The 25,351-nt window shown below is 63.6% G+C and carries 24 protein-coding genes; 12 read left to right on the top strand and 12 right to left on the bottom strand.

Features of this window, described 5'->3' with window-relative positions:
* Positions 1 to 129 precede the first annotated feature (129 nt).
* Positions 130 to 1,197, top strand: coding sequence for an alcohol dehydrogenase (locus tag AC0L20_RS13915; RefSeq protein ID WP_473288970.1), 1,068 nt, complete (start codon positions 130 to 132; stop codon positions 1,195 to 1,197).
* 135 nt (positions 1,198 to 1,332) lie between these two features.
* Entirely contained in the window at positions 1,333 to 2,412 is a 1,080-nt protein-coding gene (locus tag AC0L20_RS13910) for an isocitrate/isopropylmalate dehydrogenase family protein (RefSeq protein ID WP_473288969.1), read from the top strand.
* A 33-nt stretch (positions 2,413 to 2,445) separates the two neighbouring features.
* On the opposite strand, the gene AC0L20_RS13905 is transcribed toward AC0L20_RS13910, so the two are convergent.
* The 5 genes from AC0L20_RS13905 to AC0L20_RS13885 form a co-directional block, all read right to left on the bottom strand.
* Positions 2,446 to 2,730 (bottom strand): hypothetical protein, encoded by a 285-nt coding sequence (locus AC0L20_RS13905; protein ID WP_456765382.1) that lies wholly within the window; start codon positions 2,728 to 2,730, stop codon positions 2,446 to 2,448.
* A 144-nt stretch (positions 2,731 to 2,874) separates the two neighbouring features.
* Positions 2,875 to 3,696 (bottom strand): enoyl-CoA hydratase, encoded by an 822-nt coding sequence (locus tag AC0L20_RS13900; RefSeq protein WP_473288968.1) that lies wholly within the window; start codon positions 3,694 to 3,696, stop codon positions 2,875 to 2,877.
* Between the two features lie 111 nt (positions 3,697 to 3,807).
* On the bottom strand, positions 3,808 to 5,157 hold the full coding sequence (locus AC0L20_RS13895; protein WP_473288967.1) for a L,D-transpeptidase family protein: 1,350 nt from the start codon (positions 5,155 to 5,157) through the stop codon (positions 3,808 to 3,810).
* 373 nt (positions 5,158 to 5,530) lie between these two features.
* On the bottom strand, positions 5,531 to 5,902 hold the full coding sequence (locus tag AC0L20_RS13890) for a helix-turn-helix domain-containing protein (RefSeq protein ID WP_026233304.1): 372 nt from the start codon (positions 5,900 to 5,902) through the stop codon (positions 5,531 to 5,533).
* 29 nt (positions 5,903 to 5,931) lie between these two features.
* On the bottom strand, positions 5,932 to 6,978 hold the full coding sequence (locus AC0L20_RS13885; RefSeq protein WP_473288966.1) for a LysR family transcriptional regulator: 1,047 nt from the start codon (positions 6,976 to 6,978) through the stop codon (positions 5,932 to 5,934).
* Positions 6,979 to 7,498: 520 nt separating this feature from the next.
* Here AC0L20_RS13885 and AC0L20_RS13880 point away from each other — a divergent pair.
* Both AC0L20_RS13880 and AC0L20_RS13875 read left to right on the top strand, forming a co-directional pair.
* On the top strand, positions 7,499 to 7,765 hold the full coding sequence (locus tag AC0L20_RS13880; protein ID WP_007593979.1) for a hypothetical protein: 267 nt from the start codon (positions 7,499 to 7,501) through the stop codon (positions 7,763 to 7,765).
* A gap of 206 nt (positions 7,766 to 7,971) precedes the next feature.
* On the top strand, positions 7,972 to 8,703 hold the full coding sequence (locus AC0L20_RS13875) for a cytochrome c biogenesis CcdA family protein (RefSeq protein WP_473288965.1): 732 nt from the start codon (positions 7,972 to 7,974) through the stop codon (positions 8,701 to 8,703).
* On the opposite strand, the gene AC0L20_RS13870 is transcribed toward AC0L20_RS13875, so the two are convergent.
* The 3 genes from AC0L20_RS13870 to AC0L20_RS13860 form a co-directional block, all read right to left on the bottom strand.
* Positions 8,700 to 9,836, bottom strand: coding sequence for a mandelate racemase/muconate lactonizing enzyme family protein (locus AC0L20_RS13870; RefSeq protein ID WP_473288964.1), 1,137 nt, complete (start codon positions 9,834 to 9,836; stop codon positions 8,700 to 8,702). The two genes, AC0L20_RS13875 and AC0L20_RS13870, sit on opposite strands and share 4 nt — an antisense overlap.
* 13 nt (positions 9,837 to 9,849) lie before the next feature.
* Positions 9,850 to 11,307, bottom strand: a complete 1,458-nt coding sequence (locus AC0L20_RS13865) for a sensor histidine kinase (RefSeq protein WP_473289059.1) — start codon at positions 11,305 to 11,307, stop codon at positions 9,850 to 9,852.
* Between the two features lie 347 nt (positions 11,308 to 11,654).
* Positions 11,655 to 11,999, bottom strand: coding sequence for a DUF1236 domain-containing protein (locus AC0L20_RS13860; protein ID WP_027568825.1), 345 nt, complete (start codon positions 11,997 to 11,999; stop codon positions 11,655 to 11,657).
* A gap of 138 nt (positions 12,000 to 12,137) precedes the next feature.
* Here AC0L20_RS13860 and AC0L20_RS13855 point away from each other — a divergent pair, with 138 nt between their 5' ends.
* From AC0L20_RS13855 to AC0L20_RS13840, 4 genes are all read left to right on the top strand, one after another.
* Positions 12,138 to 12,371 carry a hypothetical protein gene (locus AC0L20_RS13855; RefSeq protein ID WP_007607722.1) on the top strand — a complete coding sequence of 78 codons (234 nt, stop codon included), beginning with the start codon at positions 12,138 to 12,140 and terminating at the stop codon, positions 12,369 to 12,371.
* Between the two features lie 369 nt (positions 12,372 to 12,740).
* On the top strand, positions 12,741 to 13,739 hold the full coding sequence (locus AC0L20_RS13850; RefSeq protein WP_473288963.1) for a TRAP transporter substrate-binding protein: 999 nt from the start codon (positions 12,741 to 12,743) through the stop codon (positions 13,737 to 13,739).
* A gap of 84 nt (positions 13,740 to 13,823) precedes the next feature.
* Entirely contained in the window at positions 13,824 to 14,339 is a 516-nt protein-coding gene (locus tag AC0L20_RS13845) for a TRAP transporter small permease (RefSeq protein ID WP_456765374.1), read from the top strand.
* On the top strand, positions 14,336 to 15,655 hold the full coding sequence (locus AC0L20_RS13840; protein ID WP_473288962.1) for a TRAP transporter large permease: 1,320 nt from the start codon (positions 14,336 to 14,338) through the stop codon (positions 15,653 to 15,655). The genes AC0L20_RS13845 and AC0L20_RS13840 overlap by 4 nt, the downstream gene beginning before the upstream one ends.
* Before the next feature lie 49 nt (positions 15,656 to 15,704).
* On the opposite strand, the gene AC0L20_RS13835 is transcribed toward AC0L20_RS13840, so the two are convergent.
* A complete protein-coding gene (locus AC0L20_RS13835) occupies positions 15,705 to 16,979 on the bottom strand; it encodes a serine hydrolase domain-containing protein (protein WP_456765373.1) in 1,275 nt (424 codons plus the stop codon).
* Positions 16,980 to 17,150: 171 nt separating this feature from the next.
* Here AC0L20_RS13835 and AC0L20_RS13830 point away from each other — a divergent pair, with 171 nt between their 5' ends.
* A complete protein-coding gene (locus AC0L20_RS13830; RefSeq protein WP_473288961.1) occupies positions 17,151 to 18,068 on the top strand; it encodes an intradiol ring-cleavage dioxygenase in 918 nt (305 codons plus the stop codon).
* 30 nt (positions 18,069 to 18,098) lie between these two features.
* Here AC0L20_RS13830 and AC0L20_RS13825 read toward each other — a convergent pair whose 3' ends face one another.
* Positions 18,099 to 18,992 carry a LysR family transcriptional regulator gene (locus AC0L20_RS13825; protein ID WP_473289058.1) on the bottom strand — a complete coding sequence of 298 codons (894 nt, stop codon included), beginning with the start codon at positions 18,990 to 18,992 and terminating at the stop codon, positions 18,099 to 18,101.
* Positions 18,993 to 19,094: 102 nt separating this feature from the next.
* Here AC0L20_RS13825 and AC0L20_RS13820 point away from each other — a divergent pair, with 102 nt between their 5' ends.
* Both AC0L20_RS13820 and AC0L20_RS13815 read left to right on the top strand, forming a co-directional pair.
* Entirely contained in the window at positions 19,095 to 19,964 is an 870-nt protein-coding gene (locus AC0L20_RS13820) for an SDR family oxidoreductase (RefSeq protein WP_473288960.1), read from the top strand.
* A 39-nt stretch (positions 19,965 to 20,003) separates the two neighbouring features.
* Positions 20,004 to 20,678, top strand: a complete 675-nt coding sequence (locus AC0L20_RS13815; protein ID WP_473288959.1) for an NAD(P)-dependent oxidoreductase — start codon at positions 20,004 to 20,006, stop codon at positions 20,676 to 20,678.
* Between the two features lie 23 nt (positions 20,679 to 20,701).
* Here AC0L20_RS13815 and AC0L20_RS13810 read toward each other — a convergent pair whose 3' ends face one another.
* Both AC0L20_RS13810 and AC0L20_RS13805 read right to left on the bottom strand, forming a co-directional pair.
* Positions 20,702 to 22,438: a bifunctional protein-serine/threonine kinase/phosphatase gene (locus AC0L20_RS13810; protein WP_473288958.1), complete on the bottom strand. Its 1,737-nt coding sequence runs from the start codon at positions 22,436 to 22,438 to the stop codon at positions 20,702 to 20,704.
* A gap of 55 nt (positions 22,439 to 22,493) precedes the next feature.
* On the bottom strand, positions 22,494 to 23,333 hold the full coding sequence (locus tag AC0L20_RS13805; RefSeq protein WP_354163151.1) for a formate/nitrite transporter family protein: 840 nt from the start codon (positions 23,331 to 23,333) through the stop codon (positions 22,494 to 22,496).
* Between the two features lie 670 nt (positions 23,334 to 24,003).
* Between AC0L20_RS13805 and AC0L20_RS13800 the strand changes: the two genes are divergently transcribed.
* Positions 24,004 to 25,323, top strand: coding sequence for a CmpA/NrtA family ABC transporter substrate-binding protein (locus AC0L20_RS13800; protein WP_473288957.1), 1,320 nt, complete (start codon positions 24,004 to 24,006; stop codon positions 25,321 to 25,323).
* The last annotated feature ends 28 nt before the right edge of the window (positions 25,324 to 25,351 follow it).

The raw sequence follows: 25,351 nt of genomic DNA, 5'->3' as shown, positions 1-25,351 counted from the left end.
GAGCAACGCGGCTTTGCGCATGGCCGGCTTGCCATCATCCGTCAGCCTCAACTAGACAGGGTCGAGTTTGTCTCGTCCTGCCGCCCGTGGCATGGTGGCGGCGACAAAAAAGTATCCGGGAGGACGCCAATGAAGAGTTTCAAGGTCGCCGATTTCAAGGCGCCGCTGCAGGAGTTCGACGAGGCGACGCCGCAGCCGTCCGGCACGCAGGTGCTGATCAAGGTGAGGGCCGCCGGCGTCTGCCATAGCGACCTCCACATCTGGGAAGGCGGCTACGATCTCGGCCACGGCCGCAAGCCGCTGTCGCTGAAGGACCGCGGCATCAATTTGCCGCTGACCATGGGGCACGAGACCGTCGGCGAGGTCCTCGCCTTCGGCCCGGACGTGAAGTCGTCGGACCAAGGCGACGTGAAGATCGGCGATGTCGGGCTGGTCTATCCCTGGATCGGTTGCGGCAAATGCGCGACTTGTCTCGCCGGTGACGAGAACATGTGCCTGACGCCGCGCTCGCTCGGCGTCTATTGCGATGGTGGCTATTCCGACCACATGCTGGTGCCGCATCCGCGCTATTTGCTCAATCTGAGAGGCCTCGATCCCGCGTCGGCCGCACCCTACGCCTGCTCGGGTGTCACCACCTACAGCGCGCTGAAGAAGCTCGAGCAGCACTTCGACACGCCGATCGTGATGTTCGGTGCCGGCGGACTTGGCCTGATGGCGCTGTCGCTCTTGAAGGCCATGGGCGGCAAAGGCGCGATCATGGTCGACATCGACGCGAAGAAGCGCGAAGCCGCGGAGCAAGCCGGCGCGCTCGCGACCGTCGATCCCAAGGCGCCCGACGCGCTGGAGCAGCTTGCCAAGAAAGCCGGTGGTCCCATCCGCGCGGTGCTCGATCTCGTCGGCAACGCCGCCACCACGCAACTCGGCTTCGACTGCCTGACCAAGGGCGGCAAGCTCGTCATCGTCGGCCTGTTCGGCGGCGGTGCCACCTGGGCGCTGCCGCTGATCCCGATCAAGGCGGTGACGATCCAGGGCAGCTATGTCGGCAATTTGCGCGAGACGCAGGAGCTGCTCGATCTCGTGCGAGCGAAGAACATAGCGCCGATCCCGGTGACGCGGCAGCCGCTTTCCAAAGCCAACGACGCGCTGGTGCAGTTGCAGCAGGGCGCGGTGGTTGGCCGCACGGTGCTGACGCCGTAACCAACGCTCTCTCCGCCGTCATTGCGAGCGTAGCGAAGCAATCCAGAAATCCCTCCGCGGACACAGTCTGGATTGCTTCGTCGCAAGAGCTCCTCGCAATGACGAGGCCACACCTTTCGTCATTTAGGAACTTCCATGTCCGCAAATAACGCCTTCCACATTGCCGTGCTCGCCGGTGACGGCATCGGTCCCGAAGTCATGGCGCCGGCCATCGAAGTCCTGCGCAAGATCGAGACGAAATCCGGCTTGAGCTTCCGCTTCACCGAGGCGCCGGCGGGCGCCAATCATTATCTCGCCGCCGGCAAGTCGATGCCCGATACCACCATCAAGCTGTGCGAGGAGGCGGACGCGATCCTGCTCGGCGCCTGCGGCCTGCCGTCGGTGCGCTATCCCGACAATACCGAGATCGCGCCGCAGATCGAGCTGCGCTTCATCTTCGATCTCTATGCCGGTGTGCGCCCGGCGCGGCTCATTCCGGGCGTGCCGAGCCCGATCGTCGGCGTCGACCAGCGCGGCATCGATCTCGTCGTGATCAGGGAGTCCACCGAAGGCCTGTTCGCCTCGATGGGCAAGGGCGTCGTCACCCATGAGGAGGCGCGCGAGACCATGGTGATCACGCGCAAGACGTCCGAGCGCCTGTTCGAGTTCTCGTTTCGCCTCGCCGAGCGGCGCAAGGCGCGCGGCAAGCCGGGGATGCTGGCCTGCGTCGACAAGGCGAACGTGTTCAAGGCCTTTGCGTTCTTCCGCGGCATCTTCGACGAGATCGCCAAGCGTCATCCGGAGGTGAAGACCGACCGGCTCTATGTCGATGCCTGCTCGGCGATGCTGGTGAAGCGTCCCTGGGATTTCGACGTGATGGTGATGGAGAACATGTTCGGAGACATCGTCTCCGACATCACCGCGAGCCTGATCGGCGGCCTCGGCATGGCGCCGTCGGCCGACATCGGCGACAAATATGCCGTGTTCCAGCCTTGCCACGGCACCGCGCCGGACATCATGGGGCAGGGCAAGGCCAATCCCACCGGGATGATCTTGTCGGCTGCAATGATGCTGGACTGGCTCGCCGACAAGCACGGTGTCGAGGGCGCGGCCGAGGCCGGCGAGCAAATCGAGCGCGCTGTGGACAAGGTCTACGCCGGCGGCCTCAAGCCGATGGAGTTCGGCGGCAGCAACGGCACCGCCGACATTACGAAGGCGGTGCTCGCGGCGCTGTAGTCAAGGAAGAGGGGCCTCGCGGCCCCTCGCAATTCACCAGCGACGCCAGTGGCGGTGGCCGCCCCAGCCCCACGGACGCCCGCCGTAGAAGCGTCGCGGGCCGCCGTAAAAGCCGTAGGCGCCGTAATAATTCGGACGCCAGAAGCAGCGACCCCACGGGTTACACACCCAGCGCACCTGATCGACGTTGGCTGCCGGGCCGCTCGCGATACGGTCGGCCTGCGGAATGCCGTTCGGCATCGCTGCGAGTGCCTGTCCCGATATGAGCGCTGCGCCGCCCAGGGCAGCCAGACCAACAACAGCTAATTTGAGTTTCATCGCAATCTCCCTCGTTTGATGGCGAGAGAACTTCCAGCAAATCAGCTGGTTGCTATGGTGTTGCAGGGGCGTGGGAATTTAATCTTCCTGAATGCATGTTCACGTTGGCTGCCGTCGTTGCTGCGCTTCGTGGCAATAACGGAATCACCGTCCCCGGAACTGCGGCTTGCGCTTCTCCATGAAGGCCTGCCGGCCCTCGCGAAAGTCGGCGCTGTCCATGCATGCCGTGCCGACGGCGCTGATTGCCTCCATGTCGCGCGCGCTTTCGTCCTTCAGCACCTGAGCAATGGTGAGCTTGGCGGCCTTGATCGCGAGTGGTGCATTTTGCGAGATCGTCTCGGCGATGGCCATGGTCTCGCCCCAGAGCTGATCTTCCGGAACCACGCGCTCGACCAGCCCGATGCGCAGTGCTTCGGTGGAATCGATGCGCATGCCCGTATACATCAGGAGCCGTGCCCAGGACGGCCCGACCAGCGACACCAAGTGCTTCAAGCCGTCGTAGCCATAGGCAATGCCGAGTTTTGCCGCGGGAATGCCGAACTGGCTGCCATGGGAGGCGATGCGGATGTCGGCCAGCATTGCCACCTGCATGCCGCCGCCGAGACAGAAGCCCTGGATGCAGGCAATGGTCGGCTTGGGATAATCGGCGAGCAGCGCGCGCTGGGCGGCGCTGCGCTTGCCATATTCCTCGGAAGCGGCGGCGTTATGGCGCGTCTTCTCGAACTGGCTGATGTCGGCGCCCGACACGAAGGCCCTGCCGCCGGCGCCGCGCAGGATCACGACGCGCACGGCCGCGTCGTCTCGCAAGGCTGTCAGCGCCTCGCCAAATCCCTCCCACATCTCCAGCGACATCGCGTTGCGCTTGTCGGGATTGTTGAAGGTGATCACGCCGACGCCACCGGCTGTGTGCTTGAGGATCTTGCCGTCGGCGTAGGGAATTTCGGTCGTGCTGGACATGTCGGACATCGCGCTCGCTTTCGTTGGCGAGGCGCAATGTTCGGCCGCGGCGAGGCCAGGGTCAACCGCGGCAACGGACGTGGCTTTGCAGCCGCCTGTGCCGCGATTGCATGGCGCGGACTATCTCGTCATGTGCGCGGTCAGCGGGTGGCTGCCGGCATTGCTGAAGAAGGCCGCCTCTTCGGCGGTCGCCTCCAGCAGCTGCTCGTCCTGGTTATAGACGTCGTTGCGGAACTGGACGGTCTGGTCCTTGGTCATCCACGCCGTGAGATAGATCCAGGCCACCGGGACTTTCTTCACCATGGCGACGTCGAGATGCTGGCCGCTGGCGATTTCCGCGTCGATCGCGGCGCGGCTCCATTTCGGCTGGTCCTTCAAGAGCCAGGCGGCGAGATCGCGCACATTGTCGACGCGCGAGCAGCCATGGGAATCGAAGCGGTAATCATCGCTGAACAGATTGCGCTGGTTGGTGTCGTGCATGTAGACCGAATAGGAATTCGGCATGTCGATCTTGACCGCGCCGAGCGCGTTGAACGTGCCGTTGTGCTGGCGCACGGTGAAGTTCGGCGTATGCGTGCCCGACCAGTCCACCGAATTCGGGTCGATCGGATTATCGTGGGCGTCGAGCACCTCCATGTGCATGCGCGACAGATAGCCGGGATCCTTGCGCATATGCGCGGAGATCTCGGTCTTGGCGATCGAGGAGGGCACCGTCCAGGTCGGATTGAGGACGACGCTGCTGATCTGGGCCGTCAGCGTCGGCGAGGGTTTTTCGGTCTTGCCGACGATCACGCGATAACGCCGCACCACGACGTCGTTCTCGACCGCTTCGGCGAAGGCGGCGGGGATGTTGACCACGACATAGCGTTGGCCGAAGCCGAAATTCATGTTCTCGAGCCGCTGCAGCGAAGCCTCCAGCTGCCGGATGCGCTTCTGCACCGGCACGTTCATCGCCGCGATCGTGCGCGGCGTCATCGTTCCTGTCGGCGCGAGGCCGTGGCGGGCCTGGAAGCGTTTCACGGCGTCGGCGAGATCCTGGTCGAAGGCGCCGCTCGCCTTGTCGGCGGCAAGATCGCCGGAGACGATCAGCCGCTTGCGCAGGATATCGTCGTTGGCGCCCTGGGCGCCGGGCGCGAATTTGGCGTCTGCCGGGATCGCCGGCCAGCCGCCGCGCACGGCAAGATCGGAATAGCTCAGCGCCGCATCCTTGATGCGCTGGGCGGAGCCCTCGTCATAGGTGGGCTCGTGCGTCAGCGCGAGCGCCGCGGCCGAGCGGCTCTCTGCCGTCGAAGCGGACGCTGGCGCGGCCGTTTTCGGTGCGGCTGCGTGGGCCGGATTGGCGGCGGCCGGCACCGTTCCAGCCGCAGTCGCCGGCTTGGGCCCGGCCTGTCCAATCGTCTCGGTCTGAGCAAGCGCAGAGGCGCTCGCAAGCATGCCGACGGCAATGATCATCGCATGGCGTTTCGACATGTGTCCCAATCTTCCCCATGAGAGCGAGGCCCGGACGGGCGCTCGCATCGGCAATTTCCGGTTCGCTGTGCTGATTCGAGAAATCGGCGGGAAGCTAGCGCCTCCCGGTTGCGGCTCCCTTAAGCACGGCGCATCGCGAGCCCGGCACGTCGGACGGCGGTCTCTGGATTGGGTCGCGACAGGGCAGGAATGGGTTCGCGAAAAGCGGGGGCGACGGCGGGAAAAATGGTCAACAAAAAGGGGCGGTCATGCCGCCCCGAGAAGTCCGCGCAAGCGCGGGCCGGATGTATCTCGTCCGGGTCTCGTCCAATCCAGCCGCGCCCCGTGACGCGGCGGATTGAACATCGGCGGAAAGGCGCGAACGCCGATCGGCTCAGGCTTCGTTCGCTGCGATCGATTCCATCAGCGAGACGAGCTGACGCTGCACCGTCTGGTCCTTGATCTTGCTGTAGGCGCGCAGCAGGCGGAGGCTGAAGGCCGAGTCCAGGAAGAGCAGGCTCTCGACTTCGCGCGCCTTGTTGTCGCCGTCATAGAAGAAGGTCACGGGCACATCGAGGGCGGTGGCGATCTGCTGAAGCCGGGCCGCGCCGACGCGATTGACGCCCTTCTCGTACTTCTGGACCTGCTGGAAACTGACGCCGAGCTTCTCGCCGAGCTCGGCCTGCGAGACCTTCATCTCGACGCGCCGCAGACGGATTCGCTTGCCCAGCTCAATGTCCGGCTTGCCGGCACTGCGCTGCTTCATTCTCTTCGCCGCTGTCTTCATCTTTTTTCTCATCGGTCTTCGGTTGAAAACCCCCCGAAGAGCTGGGTCAGGGGTTCGCCCATATACTCGTCCTTGAATTCATGCGGGTGCACGAACTCTTCCTTAAACCACGGGAAACGCGCCGGATTGAAGGCTTCGATCAGCCAGTCAATCATGTGCCGCACGCGCGGAATCCGGCCGCTACCAGGATGGTAGGACAACCAGATATCCAGCGATCTGTTCAGCTCGACTTCCAGTGGAATCAACTTCCCGCCAAGCGCAACGGCGTAGCTCGGGAATACGCCAATTCCGGCACCGTTCGCGACCGCCCAGTAATTGGCGCTCGAGACGTTGGTCTTCATGACCAGAAGGTCACGCTCCGGAACGCCGGGGAAGAAGCTCTCGAAAGTTTGCTTGGCATCGAGCTGGTCGGCGAACTGCAGCACCAGGCGGTGCTTGATCAACTCCATCGCCGAACGCGGCGCGCCATGTTTCGAAATGTATTTCTCGGAGGCCCAGAACATCAGATGCATGCGGCCGAGCCGCACCAGCTTGACGTCGAGCGCCGCAGGCCGCGACAGGTGAATGGCGACGTCGGCCTCGTGGCGAGAGACGTCGGCCGAACGCATCGCGCAATGCAAATCGACCAGGATCTTCGGATACGCCTGCTGGAATTCGACCAGTCGCGGGGCGAGCCAGAATGTGCCAAGTCCCTCGGTGATGGCGACGCGGACCTCGCCGGCCAGGGCGTTCGTCGTCGAATCGCTGGTGCGCAGCACGTCGAACGCGGCCGCCTCCATTTGCTCGACGGCGGAGACCACCAGCGCGCCTTCGTCGGTCAGGCGGGTGCCGTGGACGTCGCGGGTAAACAGGGTGGTGCCGGTCTGGCGTTCGAAATCATCGATCCGGCGGCGGACGGCGTTGATCGACAGCGACAGGCGCTCGGCCGCCGAGCGGAAACTTCCGCATCGGACAACTTCCAGGAAAATGCGCGCCGCATCCCAGTCCGACAGGCCGCTGATGTTTGTCTTTGGGCGTTCCTCCTGAGGAACGCCCCTTTCCGCCAAGGAGTGCATACAAGTCCCTTCGGGTCGCTAAACTGGCAGAATCTGGGGCAAACCACAACCACGGCGGGTTGGGGAACGACGAGTTTTGAACGTCATCCTTACTACGCCGCAGGTGGTATTCGGGTGCTGCCAGGGCGGGAACAAGGGCTGGGAATCGGGCAAACCATCGCCCGTATGAGGGGTGTGGCGTGAGTTCCGTTGTGGGCCGTGACATGGCTGCGGGATCGTCGGCGCTGTCCGCAATGAACGTCCTTGCGCAAGAGCCGGTGCCGCCTTCCGCGATGGATCAATTGCTGCACGCCAGGCGTTTTAAGATTGAGCGTTTTAAGATTGAGCGTTTTGCGACTGAGCGAGTCGACGCCGGCCCGCGGCGCGAAGCAATACTCGCGGGAACCGCGGTTTCTAGGCAGCAACACACTGAAATCATATTCGGGGGCGCAGCGGCCTCGTGTTATCCTCGACGCTCCATGGGGGCCAAAGAGGTCGTCACAACCACGTCTCACAGGCCGAATTAGCGGGAAGAACGCCGGTGTCGCATTCAGACGAACAGTTGCAGTCGGTGCTGGAAACGCTCGAAGAGTGCCGCAGGGTGCTCAACGAGAGCAACAGCCGCGAGTCGGCCGAGCTGCTGTCCATTGTCATCCTGGACGTGCGGATGAAACTCAAAGGAATTGACAGTGCCGACCTCAAGGCACTGTGCGACGAAATGCTGCGGACGGCGACCAACGAACCGCAGCCTCCCTCCAAGCAGACGCAGGACCAGCCCCGGCGTCCGCTGCTCCGCGTGGTGAAGTAGCCGCGCCGCCAAGTCTCGCTTTTTGGCGAGATTTGTGCGTGTCCCGATGCCGCATCTGTGATCACAGACGGCATCGGGAGGAGCCCTGGTTTTGTGCGCCTCTGTTGCGCATTCGCTGGCATCGGCTACACCAGAGCCGGTTCGGCTCCGGGCCGCGCGCACTCCCCGCGCGCCGCGCCGGCGCCTGAGATGGCTCCGACTGCATCATGCAAAATGTTTCGATCCCGGCGGCGCTGATTGCCGGCCTCGTCAGCTTCCTCTCCCCTTGCGTCCTGCCGCTGGTCCCGCCCTACCTGATCTATCTGACGGGCGCGACGATCGAGCATGTCGAAAGCAACGAGCCCGCATCAGTCTCCAAACGCGCGATCATGATGTCGGCGCTCCTGTTCGTGCTCGGCTTCTCCACGGTGTTCGTGGCGCTCGGCGCCAGCGCCTCGCTGATCGGCGGGCTGATCCGCGCCTGGTCCGCCGAACTCTCGATCCTCGCCGGCATCGTCATCATCGTCATGGGCCTGCATTTCCTGGGCCTGACGCGTATCGGCCTCTTGATGCGCGAGGGACGCTTGACCGCGCCCAAGCCCGTCGGCCTCTGGGGTGCTTATGTGATGGGGCTCGCCTTTGCCTTTGGCTGGACGCCCTGCATCGGCCCGATTCTCGCCGCGATCCTCTCGGTCGCCGCCGCCGAAGCGACGGTGACGAAGGGCGCCGGCCTGCTCGCGGTCTATTCGGCCGGCCTCGGCATTCCCTTCCTGATCGCTGCCCTGATGATCGAGCAATTTTCCACCCTGTTCGCGCGCATGAAGGGCCATCTCGTCAATGTCGAGCGCGCCATGGGCGTCCTGATGGTGATCACCGGCATTGGATTCCTCACCGGCGCGGTCTCGAATGTGAGCATCTGGCTGCTCGAGACGTTCCCGGCGTTGCAGACGATCGGTTAGGCGTCCGCCGCAAACCGCGCCAGCGCCTCGCGGTCGATCTCGATGCCGAGGCCCGGACCATCTGGCACCTGCATGATGCCGTTCTTGTGCTCGATAGGTTGTTTGAGGATCGCCTGCCGGATCGGATGCTCGGTGCGGTCGAACTCGAGCATCGGCTCGAGCGGTGACAGCGAGGTCGGCGTGTGCGACGGCAGCACGGCGAGGAGCTGAAGCGAGGCCGCGATCGCAATCCCGGTGCCCCAGACGTGCGGATTGTAGCGGATGCCGAACGCCTCGCTCATGTCGGCGATCTTCTTGCATTCACTCAAACCACCTGCCGCGCAGGTGTCGGGCTGGGCGATGTCGAGCGCGTGCGCGGCGAACAAATCGCGGAAGCCGAAGCGCGTGAATTCGCACTCGCCGCCGGCGACCGGAATCGTGAGCGCGGATTTCACCGCACGATAGCCCGCGACGTCCTCCGGCGGCACCGGCTCCTCGAACCATCCGATGTCATGGCGCTCGATCAGGCGGCCGAGCCGGATCGCCGCGACAGCGTCATAGGCGTGGTTCGCATCGACCATCAGCGCGACATCGGGGCCGATCGCCTCGCGCACCGCGCGGGTGACTGCGGCATCCTCCACGATGCCGAAACCGACCTTCAGCTTCACGGCGCGGAATCCTTCGGCAGCATAACCCGCCGCTTCCTCTGGTAGATAGGTCAGCGGATCGCCTGACTTGCGCCGGTAGAGACCGGTCGCATAGGCCGCAACCTGCTTGCGCGCGGCGCCGCCGAGAAGCTGATGCACGGGTACGCCAAAATGCTTGCCCTTGATGTCCCATAGCGCGATGTCGATGCCGCTCATCCCCTGGATCACGACGCCCTTCTGGCCGTGATCGCGCAAGCGCGCGTAGACCATCTGCCACAGCACGTCGGTGCTCAATGGATCCTCGCCGATCAGCCACGGCGCGATACTCTGCACCACCGCCGCCGTCATCCGTGCCGGGCCGTAGCATTCGCCCCAGCCGACAAGGCCGTTATCGGTCTCGATCTCGACCAGCATCGCGGTGCGCGTGTCGTACCAAGCGCGTGAATACGCAAAAGGCTGTGACAGCTTTGCTTCGAGAATGTGCGTGCGAACCCTTGTGATCTTCATTGCCGGCCTCCGCTCATCGCGCCTCGTCCAGCGCGCAAATCACCGTGCAGACCACGCCGCGCGGCAGGAAGTCGACCGTTGCCTCGCCGCCGAGCTGGTCGCGTGCGCTGCGCTCGATCAGGCGCGAGCCGAAGCCGCGTTGCACCGGCGCCGTCACCGGCGGTCCGCCAATCTCGGTCCAGATCAGGCGCAGCCGCGGCTTCGGCGCCTCGGCAAGGACCTCCCACTCCAGCGTCACCCGGCCGGTCTCGTTGGACAGCGCACCGTATTTTGCAGCGTTGGTGGCGATCTCGTGCACGATCATAGACAGCACCACGGCGAGCCGCGGCGACAGCGGCACCGCGGGTCCGGCCATGCGGATGCGCTCTGGATTGTTCAGTAGGAACGGCTGGAGCGCGCGGGTGATCACGTCCCGCAGCTCGGAGCCTGCCCATTTTTCTTGGCTCAACAAATTATGCGCCTCGGCCAGCGCTCCGAGCCGACCCTCCAACTTCGTCCGCTCGTCCCGGCTGGCGCTGCGGAAGGTCTGCACCGCGATCGCCTGCATCAGGGCGAGCGTGTTCTTGACGCGATGGTTGAGCTCGTCGATCAGGAGATCGTGCAGCATCTCGCCGCGCGCGATCGTGGTCGCCATCCTGACCGCGAAGGTCAGGCCGGTCAGCAGCAGGATGCCGCCGATAAAACTGGTGATCGCGATGTTGCGCCAGAGCGGAGCGATCAGCGAGCTCTCGGCGACGCCGGCCACGATGGTCCAGCCGGTCAGCCGCGACCTCGTATAGACGGTGGACAACGCAATACCGTCGAGCGAAACCGTCGAGAGCGCGGCCTCCGGCGTGCGCAACATACTCTCATACAGTGTGCCGGTAGCCCGTTTGCCGAACGTCTCCGTAGGGTTCGGCGTGCGCGCGAACACGATGGCCCTGGTGTCGAGCAGGGAAACCGTCCACTCCCGGTCGGGCCGTTGCTTCTCGACCAGATCCTGAAAGATGCTGACCGGCGGGCTGAAGCAGAGGTCGTAGATCACTTCGCCGTCGCGGAGCACCGGAACCTCGACCGTGAGCACCTGCCGGCTGTTGATCGCGCCGGTGAACAGGTCGGAATATTGCGGCGACTTGGTCGCAAACACCTTTTCGATGATCTCCAGGTGGCCGCGTGGCTGCAGGCTGGCGGTGTCGTCCGTCGCGGAGGAGAACAACAGTCGGCCCTTGCGATCGGAGATCAGCACCAGGCCGCCCTTGCCGTACTGGTCCACGAAGCCGAGGGCGATGCGGCGGAAGTTCTGGAAGTCGTCGTTGCGCAGCGAATTCGTCAGCGCAAGCACTTGCAGGCCGCCGGTCATCCGCTGCACCTCGGAATCCAGCACGAGGCGCATGCTGCGCACGTTCTCCAGCACGCGGCGGGTCGCGTCGTTGCGGTCCTGCTTGTAATTGTAAACGGCAATACCGACCGCGAAGACGATCAGCGGCAACATCGTTCCCGTGACCAGAAGAGCGAGCCGGACCGGCAAAGTGAGCTTTGACAAACGCAGGCGTCCCGGTTCCAGCGCAAGGGAGCGCCGGATTTATGATTTTGGGAGACCATAAGGGCGGGATTTGCGCCGCGCCATAATTTTCGCGTCCGGACGAGCCCGCCCAGGGACAAGATTTGCAGCGCAGTCGGCGGCTGCGCCTCAGCTCATGCTGATTGCGGTCAGCAGCAGGCACATGGCGTACACGGCCGCCAGGCTGAGCCCGGCGATCCGGGCCTCTCGATACGATTTCATGACGTCAACTCCCAGAGAGGGAGGCCGCCTTCGAGGCGGCCCCCCTTGCACCTGGATCAATCAATTTCCTGAACGACGGTGCGCGAGCCGGGATCGACGAGCATCACGCGATCGCCGGAGTAGACGTAGCGATACTTGGTCAGCGACGGACCCCAGTCTGCGGGAACGGCCTCGAGCTCGACATCGCTCGGCACGGCCGCGCCGACCACGATCTTTTCCTTCGTCGTCACCGGGCGAATGCGGTGCTCGGTGACGTAGGATTTGATCTTGGTTCGGTATTGCGGCTCGATCTGAACGGCCGCCGCGTGGCCGGTCCCGGTCGTCGTCACGACGGTCGATTGCGCGAAAGCACCGGTCGACATCAGGACCGCCGCGGCGGAAAGCAGGAACAACTTCTTCATCTCGTTCTCCTCGTTTGAATATGCGCCGCAACAACCCCTCATCACTGACTGCGTTCCCGGCTCAGGGAACAAATTGCCTCTTTTTCCCGTTTGTAGCTGACCGGGCTGAACGGCTCGGGCTCTGGAGGAGGACGACAAATGAAGTTGAAGATAGTAACTGCAGCACTGATGCTTGCCGCAATATCCCTGCCGGCGTTCGCGGCCGACGAGTTCTACGTCGTGCAGGACGTCAAGACCAAGAAGTGCACGATCGTCGACAAGAAGCCGACGGACACGTCCATGACCGTCGTCAGCCCGTCAGGCACGATCTACAAGTCGCGCACCGAGGCTGAAAGCGGCATGAAGACCGTCAAGGTCTGCACGTCCAACTGAGGAGGATGACAAATGCCAGTTCTGATTCTCTGGGCCGTGCCGGCCGTGTTGGTGATCGGCGGCGGCATCTATCTGATCGGCCATTTGCATTAAGGCACAGTGGAAGGCGAGCGGGTCTGTGCGTGCAGCGCACAGGTCCGCAAGCCGTCTGTCGCCTGCGAGGGTCGAAGGCCCCCAGTTGCCGCGCAGCAAGTTGCAGTGCAGCAGTTCGCGAAAAAAAGGGTGGCCCTGCGACGAAGAGGACCTCCCGCGCACGCGAAATGACTTCCGTCGCGCCGACGTTTTCCATACGCTTCTCTCTCGCAAGCCGCATACCGGCTGCGCTCACGGCCCGGCGACAGGGCCGGAGCATCAAAGGGAGGGGAGACGATGAAGCGAAGATCATTTCTCGCTGGGATCAGTGCGACCACTGCGGCGGCTGCGATCGGCATGCCGTCGATCATCCGGGCGCAGTCGCCGATTACGCTGAACGGCGCGGTCCAGTTCAACGACGACCACGCCTTCAACCGGGCACTGCTCCGGTTCGAAGAGCTGGTCAAGAAGTACTACGGCAAGCCTGTCAACTTCACGCTGCACAGGAATTCCTCGCTCGGCCTCGAAAAGCAGTATTTCGAGTACATGTCGCAGGGCAAAGCCGTCGATTACGGCATCGTCTCGCCGGCTCACATGTCGACCTTCGCCAAGGCGGCCCCGTTCATCGACGCGCCCTTCGTGTTCAAGGGCATCGAGCACATGAACAAGGTCGTCGAAGCCAATATCCTGGCGCCGATCGCCGACGAAGTCGCGGCCAAGGCCGAGGTCGTTCTGATCGGCTATTCCGGCGGTGGCATCCGCAACATTTTCGCCAACAAGCCGCTCAAGACTCTCGCCGACCTTAAGGGACTTAAGGTGCGCGTGCAGGGCGCGCCGATCTGGTCCAAGACCTTTGCGGCCGTGGGCATGAGCCCAACGGTGATCGCCTATAACGAAATCTACAACGCGATCCAGAATGGCGTGATAGCGGCCGGCGAGAACGAGGCGGCCGGCGTCGAGGCGATGAAGTTCTACGAAGTGGCTCCGCATCTCAACCTGACCCAACACGCCGTGTCGATCCGGCCGATCTGCTTCTCGGTGAAGACGCTGAAGACCTTGCCCAAGGACTTGCAGGACGCGATCATGAAGGCCGGCAAGGAGGCCGGCGACTACGGCCGTCAGCTGGAGTCGAGCGAAGAGGTCGTCAAGCTCGACACGCTGGAGAAGGCCGGCAAGCTCAAGCGCGTTCCCTTCGAGGAGCGGGACGCCATGAAGAAGCTCGCCGACCCCGTGATGGCCACCTACGCCAAGGAAATCGGCGCGGAAGGCATTTTCGAGAAGATCAACGTGGTCTGAGAACTGTCGCCGCCCACGCGACAGGACGTCGGGGCAAGCCGGACGGCTTGCCCCATTGCGTGATTGTGATCCCCCGGAGTCGTAATGACCGAAATATCGATGCCACCGAACCCGTCGCCATGGCGCCGAGCAACGGCGGCCTATGCAAAACTGCTGGAAATCCTGCTCGCCGCCTCTGTCGGCCTTCTGGTCATTCCGGTCACGTTGCAGATCATCTCGCGCTACACGCCTTTGATTCCGTCCTACATCTGGACCGAGGAAATGGCGCGGTTCATGTTCATCTGGACGATCATGATCGGCGCCATGGTCGGCATCAGAGAGTCGCAGCATTTTGAAGTCGACGTCTGGCCTGACCTGTCACGCCGAAGCGAAGCCATGGTGCGGATTCTCGCGCGGCTCGGCGTGCTGGCGCTGGCGCTGGTGTTCGTGTCCGCCGGCATCGAGTTCACCCGCTTTGCCTGGAACAGGACGTCGGAGCTGGCCGATCTGCCGCTTTGGCTGATCCACGTCGCCTGGCCGGTTGCCGGCGTGACCTGGATCGTGTTCGCCGGTGAACAGATTGTCGACGAGATGCGGATTCTGGTTGGGGCCAATCAATGAGCGGTAATGTTCTTTCTGCCGGACAGGCCGCGATGGTCCTGTTCGGGACTTTCGTCGGCCTGCTCATCATACGCGTGCCGGTCGCCTTCGCGCTTGGCCTTGCCTGCGTGCCGATCCTGCTGATCGAGCCGCATCTGTCGCTGATGACGCTCGCGCAGGAAACCTTCAACGCCTACAATTCGTTCATCCTGCTGGCGGTGCCGTTCTTTCTGCTCACCGCCAATTTGATGAGCATCGGCGGCATCACCGACCGGCTGGTCGCGCTGTCGCGCTCGATGGTCGGGCACTGGCCGGGGTCGCTGGCGCAGATCAACGTCGTGCTGTCGGTCTTTTTTGCCGGCATCTCCGGCTCCTCCACCGCGGATGCGGCGAGCCAGTCCAAGATCTTCATCGATGCCCAGACCAAGGAGGGTTACGACCTCTCGTTCTCGATCGCCATTACCGCGGTCTCGGCCGTGCTCGCCGTCATCATCCCGCCCTCGATCCTGATGATCGTGTGGGGCGGACTGATCTCGACCTCGATCGCCGCGATGTATCTCGCGGGCATCGTGCCGGGATTGCTGATCGCGGGAGCGCAGATGGCGACAGTGCATATCTATGCCGTGCGACGAGGTTACCCGACCTACCCGAAGGACACCTGGAGGGAGATGTGCTGCGCCATCTGGCGCTCGATACCGGCGCTGCTGACGCCGTTCATCATTGTCGGCGGCATTCTGCTGGGGTGGTTCACCGCAACCGAATCCGCCTGCGTCGCGGTGCTTTATTCCGTGGCGCTATCGACATTCTTTTACCGTGAAACCGGCGCGCGCGAGCTCTACAAGGCCTTGCTCGACACCGGCCGTCTCGCGGGTGTCGCGCTGTTCTGCGTGGGCACCGCGAGCGCGTTCGGCTGGCTGCTGGCTTATTACAGGATCCCGCAGGAGCTGCTGGCCAACGTCTCGACCTGGGGCATGGGCGCGATCGGGGCCGGCTTCTTCATTGCGCTCTGCTTTCTGGTGGTGGGCTGCTTCCTCGACGCCATTCCGGCGATCATCATCGTCGGTACCGTTCTCGAACCGCTGGCGAAATCGGTGGACCTTCATCCGGTGCAGTTTGCGATCATCTCGATCGTCTCGCTGGCCTTCGGATTGGTGACGCCGCCTTATGGCCTGTGCTTGATGATCGCCTGCTCGATCGCCGGGGTGCGGCTGCGCTATGCGCTGAAGGACACGGTGATCATGCTGATCCCCATGCTGCTCGTGCTGGCGGCGCTCATCATTTGGCCCGGCGTGTCGCTGTTCCTGCCGCGCCTGATCGTGCCGGAGATGTTGAAATGAGCGAAGCTTGATCCCGCGGCTCTGATGCCGCGGGATCGGTGCATTTTGTCTAGAGATTGCTCTCGGTGATCGCGGCGTAGACCATGCTGCGCAGCTCGCGCCGGAGCGGGTAGGCGCTCGACGGCAGCACCTGCGTCATGAAGATGGTGATCAGTTCTTCGGCCGGGTCGATCCAGAACGACGTCGTGGCCGCGCCGCCCCAATTGTATTCACCGGGGCTGCCGGCGACCAGCGTCTCGGCCGGGCGCATGGTCACGGCGAAGCCGAGGCCGAAGCCGATGCCGTTATAGGCAGCTTCCGCAAACAACGAGCGCGACACTTCCGGCAGCGCGCGTCCACCCGGAATGTGGTTGGCCGTCATCAGTGCCAACGTCTTCGGCCCGATCAGCCTGACGCCGCCGAGCTCGCCGCCGTTGAGCAGCGCGCGGCAGAAGGTGAGATAGTCGGCCGTCGTCGAGCACAGCCCGCCGCCGCCCGAGATCAAGGACGGCGGTGACAGGAACGAGCTCTTGGTCGGATCATCCTGCAAGGTCAGTCCCTCGCGACGCTGGCCGGCATGGAAGGTCATGCCGCCACCCGGGTCGGCCGAGTAACAGGCGGCGAACCGGTGGGCCTTGGAAGCCGGCACGTGAAAATCAGTGTCGGTCATGCCGAGTGGATCGAGAATGCGTTGTTTCAGGAACTGCTCGAAGGGTACGCCGGAGATCTTGCCGACGAGGTAGCCGAGCACGTCGGTCGAAACCGAGTAGTTCCAGGCCTCGCCCGGCGAGAACTCCAGCGGGATTTTGGCAAGGCTCTCGATCATGGTCTGGAGCGTGCCGGATTTCTCGACCTCGCCGATCTTTTCAGCGCGGTAGGCGGCATCGACGTTCGAGCGCTGCTGGAAGCCGTAGGTGAGGCCGGAGGTGTGGCGCAGGAGGTCGACGATCAGCATCGGCCGCGACGGCGGCCGGGTCAGGAAGGACGGCGCAGTGCCGGCGACGAACACACCGAGATCCTTCCATTCCGGAATGTACTTGGCGACAGGCTCATCGATCGCGACGAGGCCTTGCTCGACCAGCATCATGAAGGCGACGCTGGTGAGCGGCTTGGTCATGGAATAGATGCGATAGATCGTGTCGTCCTTGACGGGCAGCTTGCGCTCGACGTCGGCAAAACCCTGCACCGTACTGTGGGCGATCTTGCCACGCCGATAGACCAGGAGATGCGTGCCCGGGAAGCGACCGGCATCGATGTACCGGCTCTTCAGATGCGCATCGACACGGTCGAGCGCGGCTTTGGACATGCCCACGGATTCGGGCGAGGCGGGGGTGGGGGCGAGCATCAGTTCCTCCGGGCAGTTTTGTCCGCCGTTGATAGCCGAAAAGGCGGTCTCATTCCAAGCCGGTCGCGCTTAACGCCGGCCGGCTGTTTGGTGTAGGCTTCACTTCGGAACGCCTCCAAGCAGCCCAAAAGATCCCCAACGGGCCAATGAGAAAACGCAGGCAAACGCACCATGACCCAGTTCAACGAAACCGAACTCACCGAAGCCGTCGTCCGGAGCTTTGACCAGACACCCGACCCGCGCGCGAAATTCCTGCTCCAGGAATTGGTGAAGTCGCTGCACGATTACGTGAGCAAGACCGGCCTCACCTTCGCGGAATGGGAATACGCCATCGATTTTCTGACCCGCACCGGCCAGAAATGCACGGACACCCGCCAGGAGTTCATCCTCCTGTCCGACGTGCTCGGCGTCTCCATGCTGGTCGACGCGGTCAACCATCGCGAGCGCGAGGGCGCCACCCAGACCACCGTGCTCGGGCCGTTCTATGTCGGCGAGCACAAGGTGACGGCGCATGGCACCGACATTTCTCCGAACAATCAAACCGGCGAACGGATGTTCGTGCAGAGCCGTGTCACCGATCTCAATGGCAAGCCGCTCGCGAATGTCCCCGTCGACGTCTGGCACGCTGACGATGACGGCTTCTACGACTCGCAGAAGCCCAACTATGACGAGGTCGGCGCCTCGGCGCGGGCGCGCTTCATCACCGATAGCGATGGCCGCTTCTTCTTCCGCACTATCCTGCCGTGCAGCTATCCGATCCCGACCGACGGCCCGGTCGGCGAGATGATCGTGCAGACCAACCGCCACCCGATGCGTCCGGCGCATGTGCACTTCCTGGTCAATGCCAAGGGCTACGAGCCGCTGATCACCCACGTCTTCATGGACGGCGACAAATATTTGGATTCCGACGTGGTGTTCGGCGTGAAGGACGACCTCGTCGCCAAGGTCGAGCCGCGCAACGATGCGGCGATGCCCGACGGCAGCAAGGCGAACGGGCAGTGGCATCTGATGAGCTACGAATTCCACCTCAAGCCCGGCGGCGGCATGGCGCCGAAGCCGCTGGGGACGAAGGCGGAAGAGCACGCCTGACCGTCAGGCGCGAGCAGCGCGCCCGCCCTCTCATCGCCCGATGAAGGCCGCCAGCTCGTCAGGCGTCCCCATCGGAAAGGCTTCTTTCATGTAGTCGAGAAAGGCGGATACGCGCGCGCTCAGGAGCCGGCGCGATGGATAGAGTGTCCACAATGCGATCTCCGGTCCCTCGATGTCGCCCCAATGCACCAGCGTGCCGGCAGTCACGTCGTGACTGACCAGTGATACCGGAAGGCGGGCGGCGCCGACGCCCGCCCGGACCGCATCGCGGACCATGACGAGCGATGACAGGCGAAGGACGGGGTCAATCGCGATGCGCGATTGTCCGCCTGGCACCGTCACGTCCCAGCTTGTTTTCCGGTCGCCCGCTCCGCGCATGACAGCCGGCACAGCGAGATTGTCCCTCGGCCGTTTCAGATTCGGGCTCGCCACCACCACCAGCCGATCGCGCAGAAAGATTCGTCCGACAAGGCTGTCATCCGGATCGGGATTGACCCGAATGACGAGGTCATAGCCTTCCTCCACCATGTCGACGGAGCGATCTTCCGTCGTGACCTCAAGACGGACCTCCGGGTATCTGAGCGCGAACCCGGCCGCGAGGTTTCCCATCGCAGTCTGCGAGAACAGCATAGGCGCGCTAATCCGCAAGCGCCCCCGCGGCTTGTCCCCACCCGACGCGATTGCTGTCGCCGTCTCGTCGAGCTCGGTGAGCAAGGCTCCCGTCCGCTCGTAAAGGGCGCGCCCTTCCTGCGTGAGTTTCAGGGTGCGCGCGCCGCGCTCGAACAGGCGGAGGTCGAGGGCGGCCTCCAGCTCGGCGACCCGCCGGGACAGGGTGGCTTTCGGGCGGCCGGCGGCCCGTGCGGCCCGTCCGAACCCGCCGTGCCGGGCAACGAGATTGAAATCGGCGAGTGCGAGCAGGTCCATTGTTCCACCGGTGAGACAGTCTGTCCAAATATAGCGGCTATCGGTTCTTTTGTGGATCACTAATTTCCCGGATGTCTTCTGACCCAACCCGGAGTGATCCCCATGACCATCCTCGTTACCGGTGCAACCGGCACCATCGGCCGCCACGTCGTCGAACAGCTCGTCAAGCGCGGCGCCGATGTCCGTGCTCTCGCCCGCGAGCCTGCCAAGGCAAACCTCCCGGCAGGCGTCACCGTCGTGCAGGGCGACCTGCTCGACGTCGACGCGCTCCGCAGCGCGTTCAAGGGCGTCTCGACCCTGTTCCTGCTCAACGCGGTGGTGCCGGATGAATTCACGCAGGCGCTGATCGCGCTCAACGTGGCCCGCGAGGCTGGCGTCGAGCGGGTCGTCTACCTCTCGGTGATCCACAGCGATCGCTACGTCAACGTTCCACACTTTGCCGGCAAGTTCGGCGTCGAGCGGATGATCGAGCAGATGGGCTTCAACGCCACCATCCTGCGCCCGGCGTACTTCATGAACAACGATGTCACGATCAAGGACGTGGTGACCGGATACGGCATCTATCCGATGCCGATCGGGAGCAGGGGGCTCGCCATGATCGATGCGCGCGACATCGGCGAGATCGCGGCCATCGAGCTCATCCGTCGCGAGCGCGCCGCAACGCCGCTTGCGCTCGACCGCATCAATCTCGTCGGTCCTGATACGCTGACCGGCGCCAAAGCCGCCGCCGTCTGGTCGGAGGTGCTGGGCCGCACGATCGCCTATCCTGGTGACGATACCGCCGGCTTCGAGAAGAATCTCCGGCAGTTCATGCCAAGCTGGATGGCCTACGACATGCGGTTGATGAGCGAGCGTTTCCTCACCGAGGGAATGGTCCCCGAGGCCGGCGACGTCGAGCGGCTGACCGCGCTGTTGGGCCGCCCGCTGCGCTCCTATCGCGACTTCGTCGCCGAGATCGCGGCCACTGCCTGACACGGGCACGTCCCCATCACGACAACGAGGAATGCTATCATGATCCCTTCAACCGCGACTGTTCCGGCGGCTCCGGAAGGCGCAACGAAGATATTGGTGCTTGGCGCGACCGGTGCCACCGGTCGCCTGATCGTCAACCAGGCGGTGGCGCGAGGCTACGACGTCACCGTGCTGGTGCGTTCCGCCGAGAAGGCACGTGACATCACGGGGGCGAAGCTCATCGTCGGAGATGCCCGCGATGAAACAGCCCTGCGCGAAGCCCTCAAAGGCCGTGAGGCCGTGGTCAGTGCGCTGGGTACACCGGTGAGCCCGTTCCGCGAGGTGACGCTTCTCTCCACCGCGACGCGCGCGCTCGTGAGCGCGATGAAGGCCGAGCAGGTCTCGCGGCTGGTTTGCATCACGGGAATGGGCGCTGGCGACAGTGCCGGGCACGGCGGCTTTGTCGCCGACAATGTGATCTTTCCGCTTCTCCTGAAGAAGGTGTACGCCGACAAGAACCGGCAGGAAGCCATCGTCAGAGAGAGCGGGCTGGACTGGGTCCTGGTTCGCCCCTCGATCCTGAACAACAAGCCCGGCCGCGGCTCGGTCCGGGCCCTGACGGATCTTTCGGCCTTCCATGGCGGCAGCATTGCGCGCGAAGACGTCGCGACATTCGTGCTCGATCAGGTGCGCGCCGATACCTGGCTGCGTCGCTCTCCACTCATCACGTGGTGACGCTTGCGTGGCGACACTCCTGATCAGCGCGCGTGCAACATCGCAAGCAGGACCACGACGACGCAGGCGAGCGCCGCCGTGGTCAATTTCCAGAACATCAGCGGACTGCGCTCCAGCAGGGGCGTGATCCGCGTGTCGAGATAGGCCGGATTGGGCGTGCGAAGCTCGAACACGAATTCGGACAGATCCTCGTGCCGCTTGTAGGGATCCGGATGGAGCGCACGTCTGAGCGCGCCGTCGACCCAGGCAGGCACGTTGCTGTCGTCGTCGGCCGCGCGATATTTGAGCCTCCGCACGTCCGCCTTGCGCCGGATCCTCGCGGTTTGGGTGCCATAGGGCAGCTTTCCCGTCAGCATCTGGTAGCAGATCACGGCCAGCGAAAACATGTCGGAGCGCGGCGAGCCGCCTTGCCCAAGAAAATATTCCGGCGCCGTGTACTGGACCGTTCCCAAAATTTCGTCGGCCTCGTCCTGTGGCGCTGCCTCCGCGACGCCTGCCACCTTGACCGATCCGAAGTCGATGATCTTCGCGGTGCCGGTCTTGTCGATCAGGATGTTGTCGGGCCTGAGGTCCTGATGCAGCATTTCCATGCGGTGGAAGGCGCGCAGGCCCGCGGCGATCTGCTCGACCAGTCCGCGGACGGTTTCGAGATCGGGGCGTGGATTGTCCGTCATCCATTGCCGCAAGGTCTGACCTTCAACGAATTCGGTCGCGACATAGAGATAGCCGCGCCGTTTCGACTGCGACAACGGCTTCAGCACATGCGGGCTGTCGATCCGGCGCGCGATCCACTCCTCCATCAGGAAGCGCTTGAGGTATGCGGCATTGTCGCGCAAATCGATCGACGGGAGCTTCAGCGCGACCGGCTCCTCGGTCACCGCGTCGACGGCAAGGTAGATGTGGCTGCGGCTGCTGGCGTGGATTTCGCGGACGATCCTGTAGCCATCGAAGAGTGCCCGCGGCTCCGGCAGCGGGGGAAGCGGCAGCTGGGAGGTCTGGTTGAAGATGCCGGCTGGCTCGCGCTGCGGCACCGCATCGATGCGGAGGATCTGGACCGTGATGTTGTCGTCGCTGCCGCGCCGATAGGCTTCCTCGACGATCGCCTTCGCCGCTCCGTCGAGCTCTGCTGCATGCTCGCTGAGCGCACTCGTGATGAAACGCGCGTCGACGAATTCATAGGCGCCGTCGGTCGCCAGCAGGAACGTGTCGCCAGTCTCGATCTCGAAACTCTGATAGTCGATCTCGAGCTGCGGATTGATGCCGAGCGCACGGCCGAGATAGGTCTGTTCCGAGGACACGATGATCCGGTGATCGTCGGTCAACTGCTCGAGCGCTTTGCCCGCCACGCGGTAGACGCGACAGTCGCCGATGTGGAAGATGTGCGCGGTGGTCGCCTTGATGACCATGGCGCTCAGGGTGCAGACATAACCCTTGTCGCGATCATAGGCATATTGGCTCTTGCGCGTCTGCGCGTGCAGCCAGGAATTGGTCGCGTCCAGCACGCGACGGGCGGAGGTCTTGACCGTCCATGATTCCGACGTGCAGTAATAATCCATCAGGAAGCTCTTGACCGCCGACTCGCTGGCGATCTGGCTCACCGTGCTGCTCGAGATGCCGTCGGCGAGGACGGCCGCAATGCCCTTCAGGCTGAGCATCGGCTCGTCCGGAACGAGGACGCCGTGAAAATCCTGGTTGATGGGCTTGCGACCCTTGTCGGAATGCTGGCCGACCGAGATCTGAAGTCCGCGGGTCATCGTCATCACCGGCAAAGGGGAGCCTCACCCTGATCGGGCGAGGCTCTCCTGTCGAGACGTATCAGGCGGCGACACGGGGCGACGAGGCCTTGCCCGCCTGGCGCTTCGGCTGGGTCAAGACGTGCGTGGCATAGAGAGTCATGCCGGTGAAGGCGAGGCCGCCGACGAGATTGCCGAGCACGGTCGGGATCTCGTTCCAGATCAAATAGTCCATGATCGAGAATTTCGCGTGCAGCATCAGGCCGGAGGGGAACAGGAACATGTTCACGACGGAATGTTCGAACACCATGTAGAAGAACACCAGGATCGGCATCCACATCGCGATGACCTTGCCGGGGACCGAGGTGGAGATCATGGCGCCGACGACGCCGGTCGAGACCATCCAGTTGCAGAGCATTCCGCGGATGAACAGCGTCGCCATGCCGGCTGCGCCGTGCGCGGCATAGCCGAGCGTGCGGCCTTCGCCGATATTGCCGATCGCCGTGCCGACCTTGTCCGGATCCTGTGTGAAGCCGAAAGTCGTGACGAAGGCCATCATGAAGGCCACCGTCAGGGCGCCTGCGAAATTGCCGACGAAGACGAGGCCCCAGTTCCGCAGCACGCCGCCGAAGGTGACGCCCGGGCGCTTGTCGATCAGCGCCAGCGGCGCCAGCACGAACACGCCGGTCAAAAGGTCGAAGCCCAACAGATAGAGCATAGAGAATCCGACCGGGAACAGCAGCGCGCCGATCAGCGGCTGCCCCGTGTTCACGTTGATGGTGACGGCAAACCAGGCGGCGAGCGCGAGGATGGCGCCGGCCATATAGGCGCGGATGATGGTATCGCGGGTGGACATGAAGACTTTGGACTCGCCCGCATCCACCATCTTGGTGACGAATTCCGAAGGCGCGAGATACGACATCAATGGTTCCTTTTGCTTCCTTGTGAGATCGACACACTCTGCGTGAGCGCGACTGAACATCATTGGCCGTGCGGGCTGGTTGCCGCGCGTAAGCCGGAGAGATTTGGAAGCTCTGGGAATCGCGTCACGAGGATGAAGCCGGGAGAGCCGCGAAGCAGATGAGCTTCCGTGCTGCAGCCGCCTGAGGCTGCAGCATTGCGGTCGAGCCGCAGTCTTCGTTGACGCGAACTCAAATGCAAATTGCGTGCCGGGCGCGTGGCCTATAAGAAACCAGCGATATCAATAAGATACGACTTTTCCTGACCCGGCTTTTGCGGGCCGAGTGGCCTGTTGCTTGAGCGGCTGCACAAGACTTGTGCGCCGCACAAATGTTGGGCAGGCCGCAAATTTCACGAGCGGGACAGGCCTGCGACAGACTGGCGCGGCGCCCACAAGCTATTGATATTAATTTGTTTTCGGCTTCGTCACGCTTGGCATGAAGCTTGAATAGTTCCAAGCCGACGCCATTGAAGCCGTCCCGCGAGACTTCTCATCCGAATTGCCGACGCCACCAGACGGGGGTCTCCCCGTCGCGCGTTCGCATGCGCTGCTTCAGGCGTCGCCGGACGGACGGGCTGCTCGTGTGCACTGACACAATCATTCTGCAACGACGCAAAGGACGATACCGCCTATGACCAAGCGCACCCGCCGGCCGTCGGACACTGGCCTCAGCCGCCGTCAATTGTTGAAGGCCGCCGGTTCGACCGCCGCACTCCTGGCCGCCGTGAAGCTGAATTTCCCCGCCGGCGCCTTCGCGCAGGACGCCGGACCGGAGGTCAAGGGCGCAAAGCTTGGCTTCATCGCGCTGAGCGATGCCGGCCCCTTGTTCGTCGCCAAGGACAAGGGCCTGTTCGCCAAATACGGCATGCCCGACACCGACGTGCAGAAGCAGGCCTCCTGGGGCACCACGCGGGACAATCTCGTGCTCGGCTCCGAAGGCAACGGCATCGACGGTGCGCATATCCTGACCCCGATGCCGTATCTGATCTCGGCCGGCAAGGTGACGCAGAACAACCAGCCGACGCCGATGTACATTTTGGCGCGGCTCAATCTCGACAGCCAGTGCATCTCCGTCGCCAGTGAATATGCCGACCTGAAACTCGGCGTCGACGCCACGCCCTTCAAGGCGGCGCTGGAGAAGAAGAAGGCCTCGGGCAAGCCCGTGAAGGCCGCGATGACCTTCCCCGGCGGCACGCACGACCTCTGGCTCCGCTATTGGCTTGCCGCCGGCGGCATCGATCCGGACAAGGACATCGAGACCATCGTGGTGCCGCCGGCGCAGATGGTAGCCAACATGAAGGTCGGCACGATGGACTGCTTCTGCGTCGGCGAGCCCTGGAACCTGCAACTGATCCACCAGAACATCGGCTACACCGCGATCACGACCGGCGAGCTCTGGAACAAGCACCCGGAAAAATCCTTCGGCATGCGCGCAGCCTTCGTCGACAAATATCCGAAGGCCGCGAAGGCTCTGCTGATGGCGGTGATGGAAGCGCAGCAGTGGTCGGACAAGGCCGAGAACAAGGCCGAGCTTGCCGCCATCATGGGCAAGCGGCAGTGGATGAACTGCCCCGTCGAAGACGTACTCGACCGCACCGCCGGCAAGTTCGACTACGGCCTTCCGGGCAAGGTGGTCGAGAATTCGCCGCACATCATGAAGTATTGGCGCGACTTCGCCTCTTATCCCTTCCAGAGCCACGACCTCTGGTTCCTCACCGAGGACATTCGCTGGGGCAAGTACGAGGCGAATTTCGACACCAAGGCGCTGATTGCCAAGGTCAACCGCGAAGACATGTGGCGCGACGCGGCCAAGACGCTCGGCATCGCAAGCGCGGAGATCCCGACCTCCACCTCGCGCGGCAAGGAGACGTTCTTCGACGGCAAGGTGTTCGATCCGGAAAATCCGGCTGCCTATCTGAAGTCGCTCGCGATCAAACGCGTCGAAGTCTGATGGAGCCAGCGGCCGCCTGCGGGCGGCC

This window comes from Bradyrhizobium sp. Kon58 (assembly GCF_055807455.1).
This window is presented reverse-complemented; position numbering and strand designations above follow the sequence as displayed.

What these genes read in the sequence shown, in the direction of transcription:
- AC0L20_RS13915 (WP_473288970.1), top strand. Translation starts at nt 130, where the DNA reads ATGAAGAGTTTCAAGGTCGCCGATTTCAAGGCGCCGCTGCAGGAGTTC.
- AC0L20_RS13910 (WP_473288969.1), top strand. Translation starts at nt 1,333, where the DNA reads ATGTCCGCAAATAACGCCTTCCACATTGCCGTGCTCGCCGGTGACGGC.
- AC0L20_RS13905 (WP_456765382.1), bottom strand. Translation starts at nt 2,730, where the DNA reads ATGAAACTCAAATTAGCTGTTGTTGGTCTGGCTGCCCTGGGCGGCGCA.
- AC0L20_RS13900 (WP_473288968.1), bottom strand. Translation starts at nt 3,696, where the DNA reads ATGTCCGACATGTCCAGCACGACCGAAATTCCCTACGCCGACGGCAAG.
- AC0L20_RS13895 (WP_473288967.1), bottom strand. Translation starts at nt 5,157, where the DNA reads ATGTCGAAACGCCATGCGATGATCATTGCCGTCGGCATGCTTGCGAGC.
- AC0L20_RS13890 (WP_026233304.1), bottom strand. Translation starts at nt 5,902, where the DNA reads ATGAAGCAGCGCAGTGCCGGCAAGCCGGACATTGAGCTGGGCAAGCGA.
- AC0L20_RS13885 (WP_473288966.1), bottom strand. Translation starts at nt 6,978, where the DNA reads ATGCACTCCTTGGCGGAAAGGGGCGTTCCTCAGGAGGAACGCCCAAAG.
- AC0L20_RS13875 (WP_473288965.1), top strand. Translation starts at nt 7,972, where the DNA reads ATGCAAAATGTTTCGATCCCGGCGGCGCTGATTGCCGGCCTCGTCAGC.
- AC0L20_RS13870 (WP_473288964.1), bottom strand. Translation starts at nt 9,836, where the DNA reads ATGAAGATCACAAGGGTTCGCACGCACATTCTCGAAGCAAAGCTGTCA.
- AC0L20_RS13865 (WP_473289059.1), bottom strand. Translation starts at nt 11,307, where the DNA reads ATGTTGCCGCTGATCGTCTTCGCGGTCGGTATTGCCGTTTACAATTAC.
- AC0L20_RS13860 (WP_027568825.1), bottom strand. Translation starts at nt 11,999, where the DNA reads ATGAAGAAGTTGTTCCTGCTTTCCGCCGCGGCGGTCCTGATGTCGACC.
- AC0L20_RS13855 (WP_007607722.1), top strand. Translation starts at nt 12,138, where the DNA reads ATGAAGTTGAAGATAGTAACTGCAGCACTGATGCTTGCCGCAATATCC.
- AC0L20_RS13850 (WP_473288963.1), top strand. Translation starts at nt 12,741, where the DNA reads ATGAAGCGAAGATCATTTCTCGCTGGGATCAGTGCGACCACTGCGGCG.
- AC0L20_RS13845 (WP_456765374.1), top strand. Translation starts at nt 13,824, where the DNA reads ATGACCGAAATATCGATGCCACCGAACCCGTCGCCATGGCGCCGAGCA.
- AC0L20_RS13840 (WP_473288962.1), top strand. Translation starts at nt 14,336, where the DNA reads ATGAGCGGTAATGTTCTTTCTGCCGGACAGGCCGCGATGGTCCTGTTC.
- AC0L20_RS13835 (WP_456765373.1), bottom strand. Translation starts at nt 16,979, where the DNA reads ATGCTCGCCCCCACCCCCGCCTCGCCCGAATCCGTGGGCATGTCCAAA.
- AC0L20_RS13830 (WP_473288961.1), top strand. Translation starts at nt 17,151, where the DNA reads ATGACCCAGTTCAACGAAACCGAACTCACCGAAGCCGTCGTCCGGAGC.
- AC0L20_RS13825 (WP_473289058.1), bottom strand. Translation starts at nt 18,992, where the DNA reads ATGGACCTGCTCGCACTCGCCGATTTCAATCTCGTTGCCCGGCACGGC.
- AC0L20_RS13820 (WP_473288960.1), top strand. Translation starts at nt 19,095, where the DNA reads ATGACCATCCTCGTTACCGGTGCAACCGGCACCATCGGCCGCCACGTC.
- AC0L20_RS13815 (WP_473288959.1), top strand. Translation starts at nt 20,004, where the DNA reads ATGATCCCTTCAACCGCGACTGTTCCGGCGGCTCCGGAAGGCGCAACG.
- AC0L20_RS13810 (WP_473288958.1), bottom strand. Translation starts at nt 22,438, where the DNA reads ATGACGATGACCCGCGGACTTCAGATCTCGGTCGGCCAGCATTCCGAC.
- AC0L20_RS13805 (WP_354163151.1), bottom strand. Translation starts at nt 23,333, where the DNA reads ATGTCGTATCTCGCGCCTTCGGAATTCGTCACCAAGATGGTGGATGCG.
- AC0L20_RS13800 (WP_473288957.1), top strand. Translation starts at nt 24,004, where the DNA reads ATGACCAAGCGCACCCGCCGGCCGTCGGACACTGGCCTCAGCCGCCGT.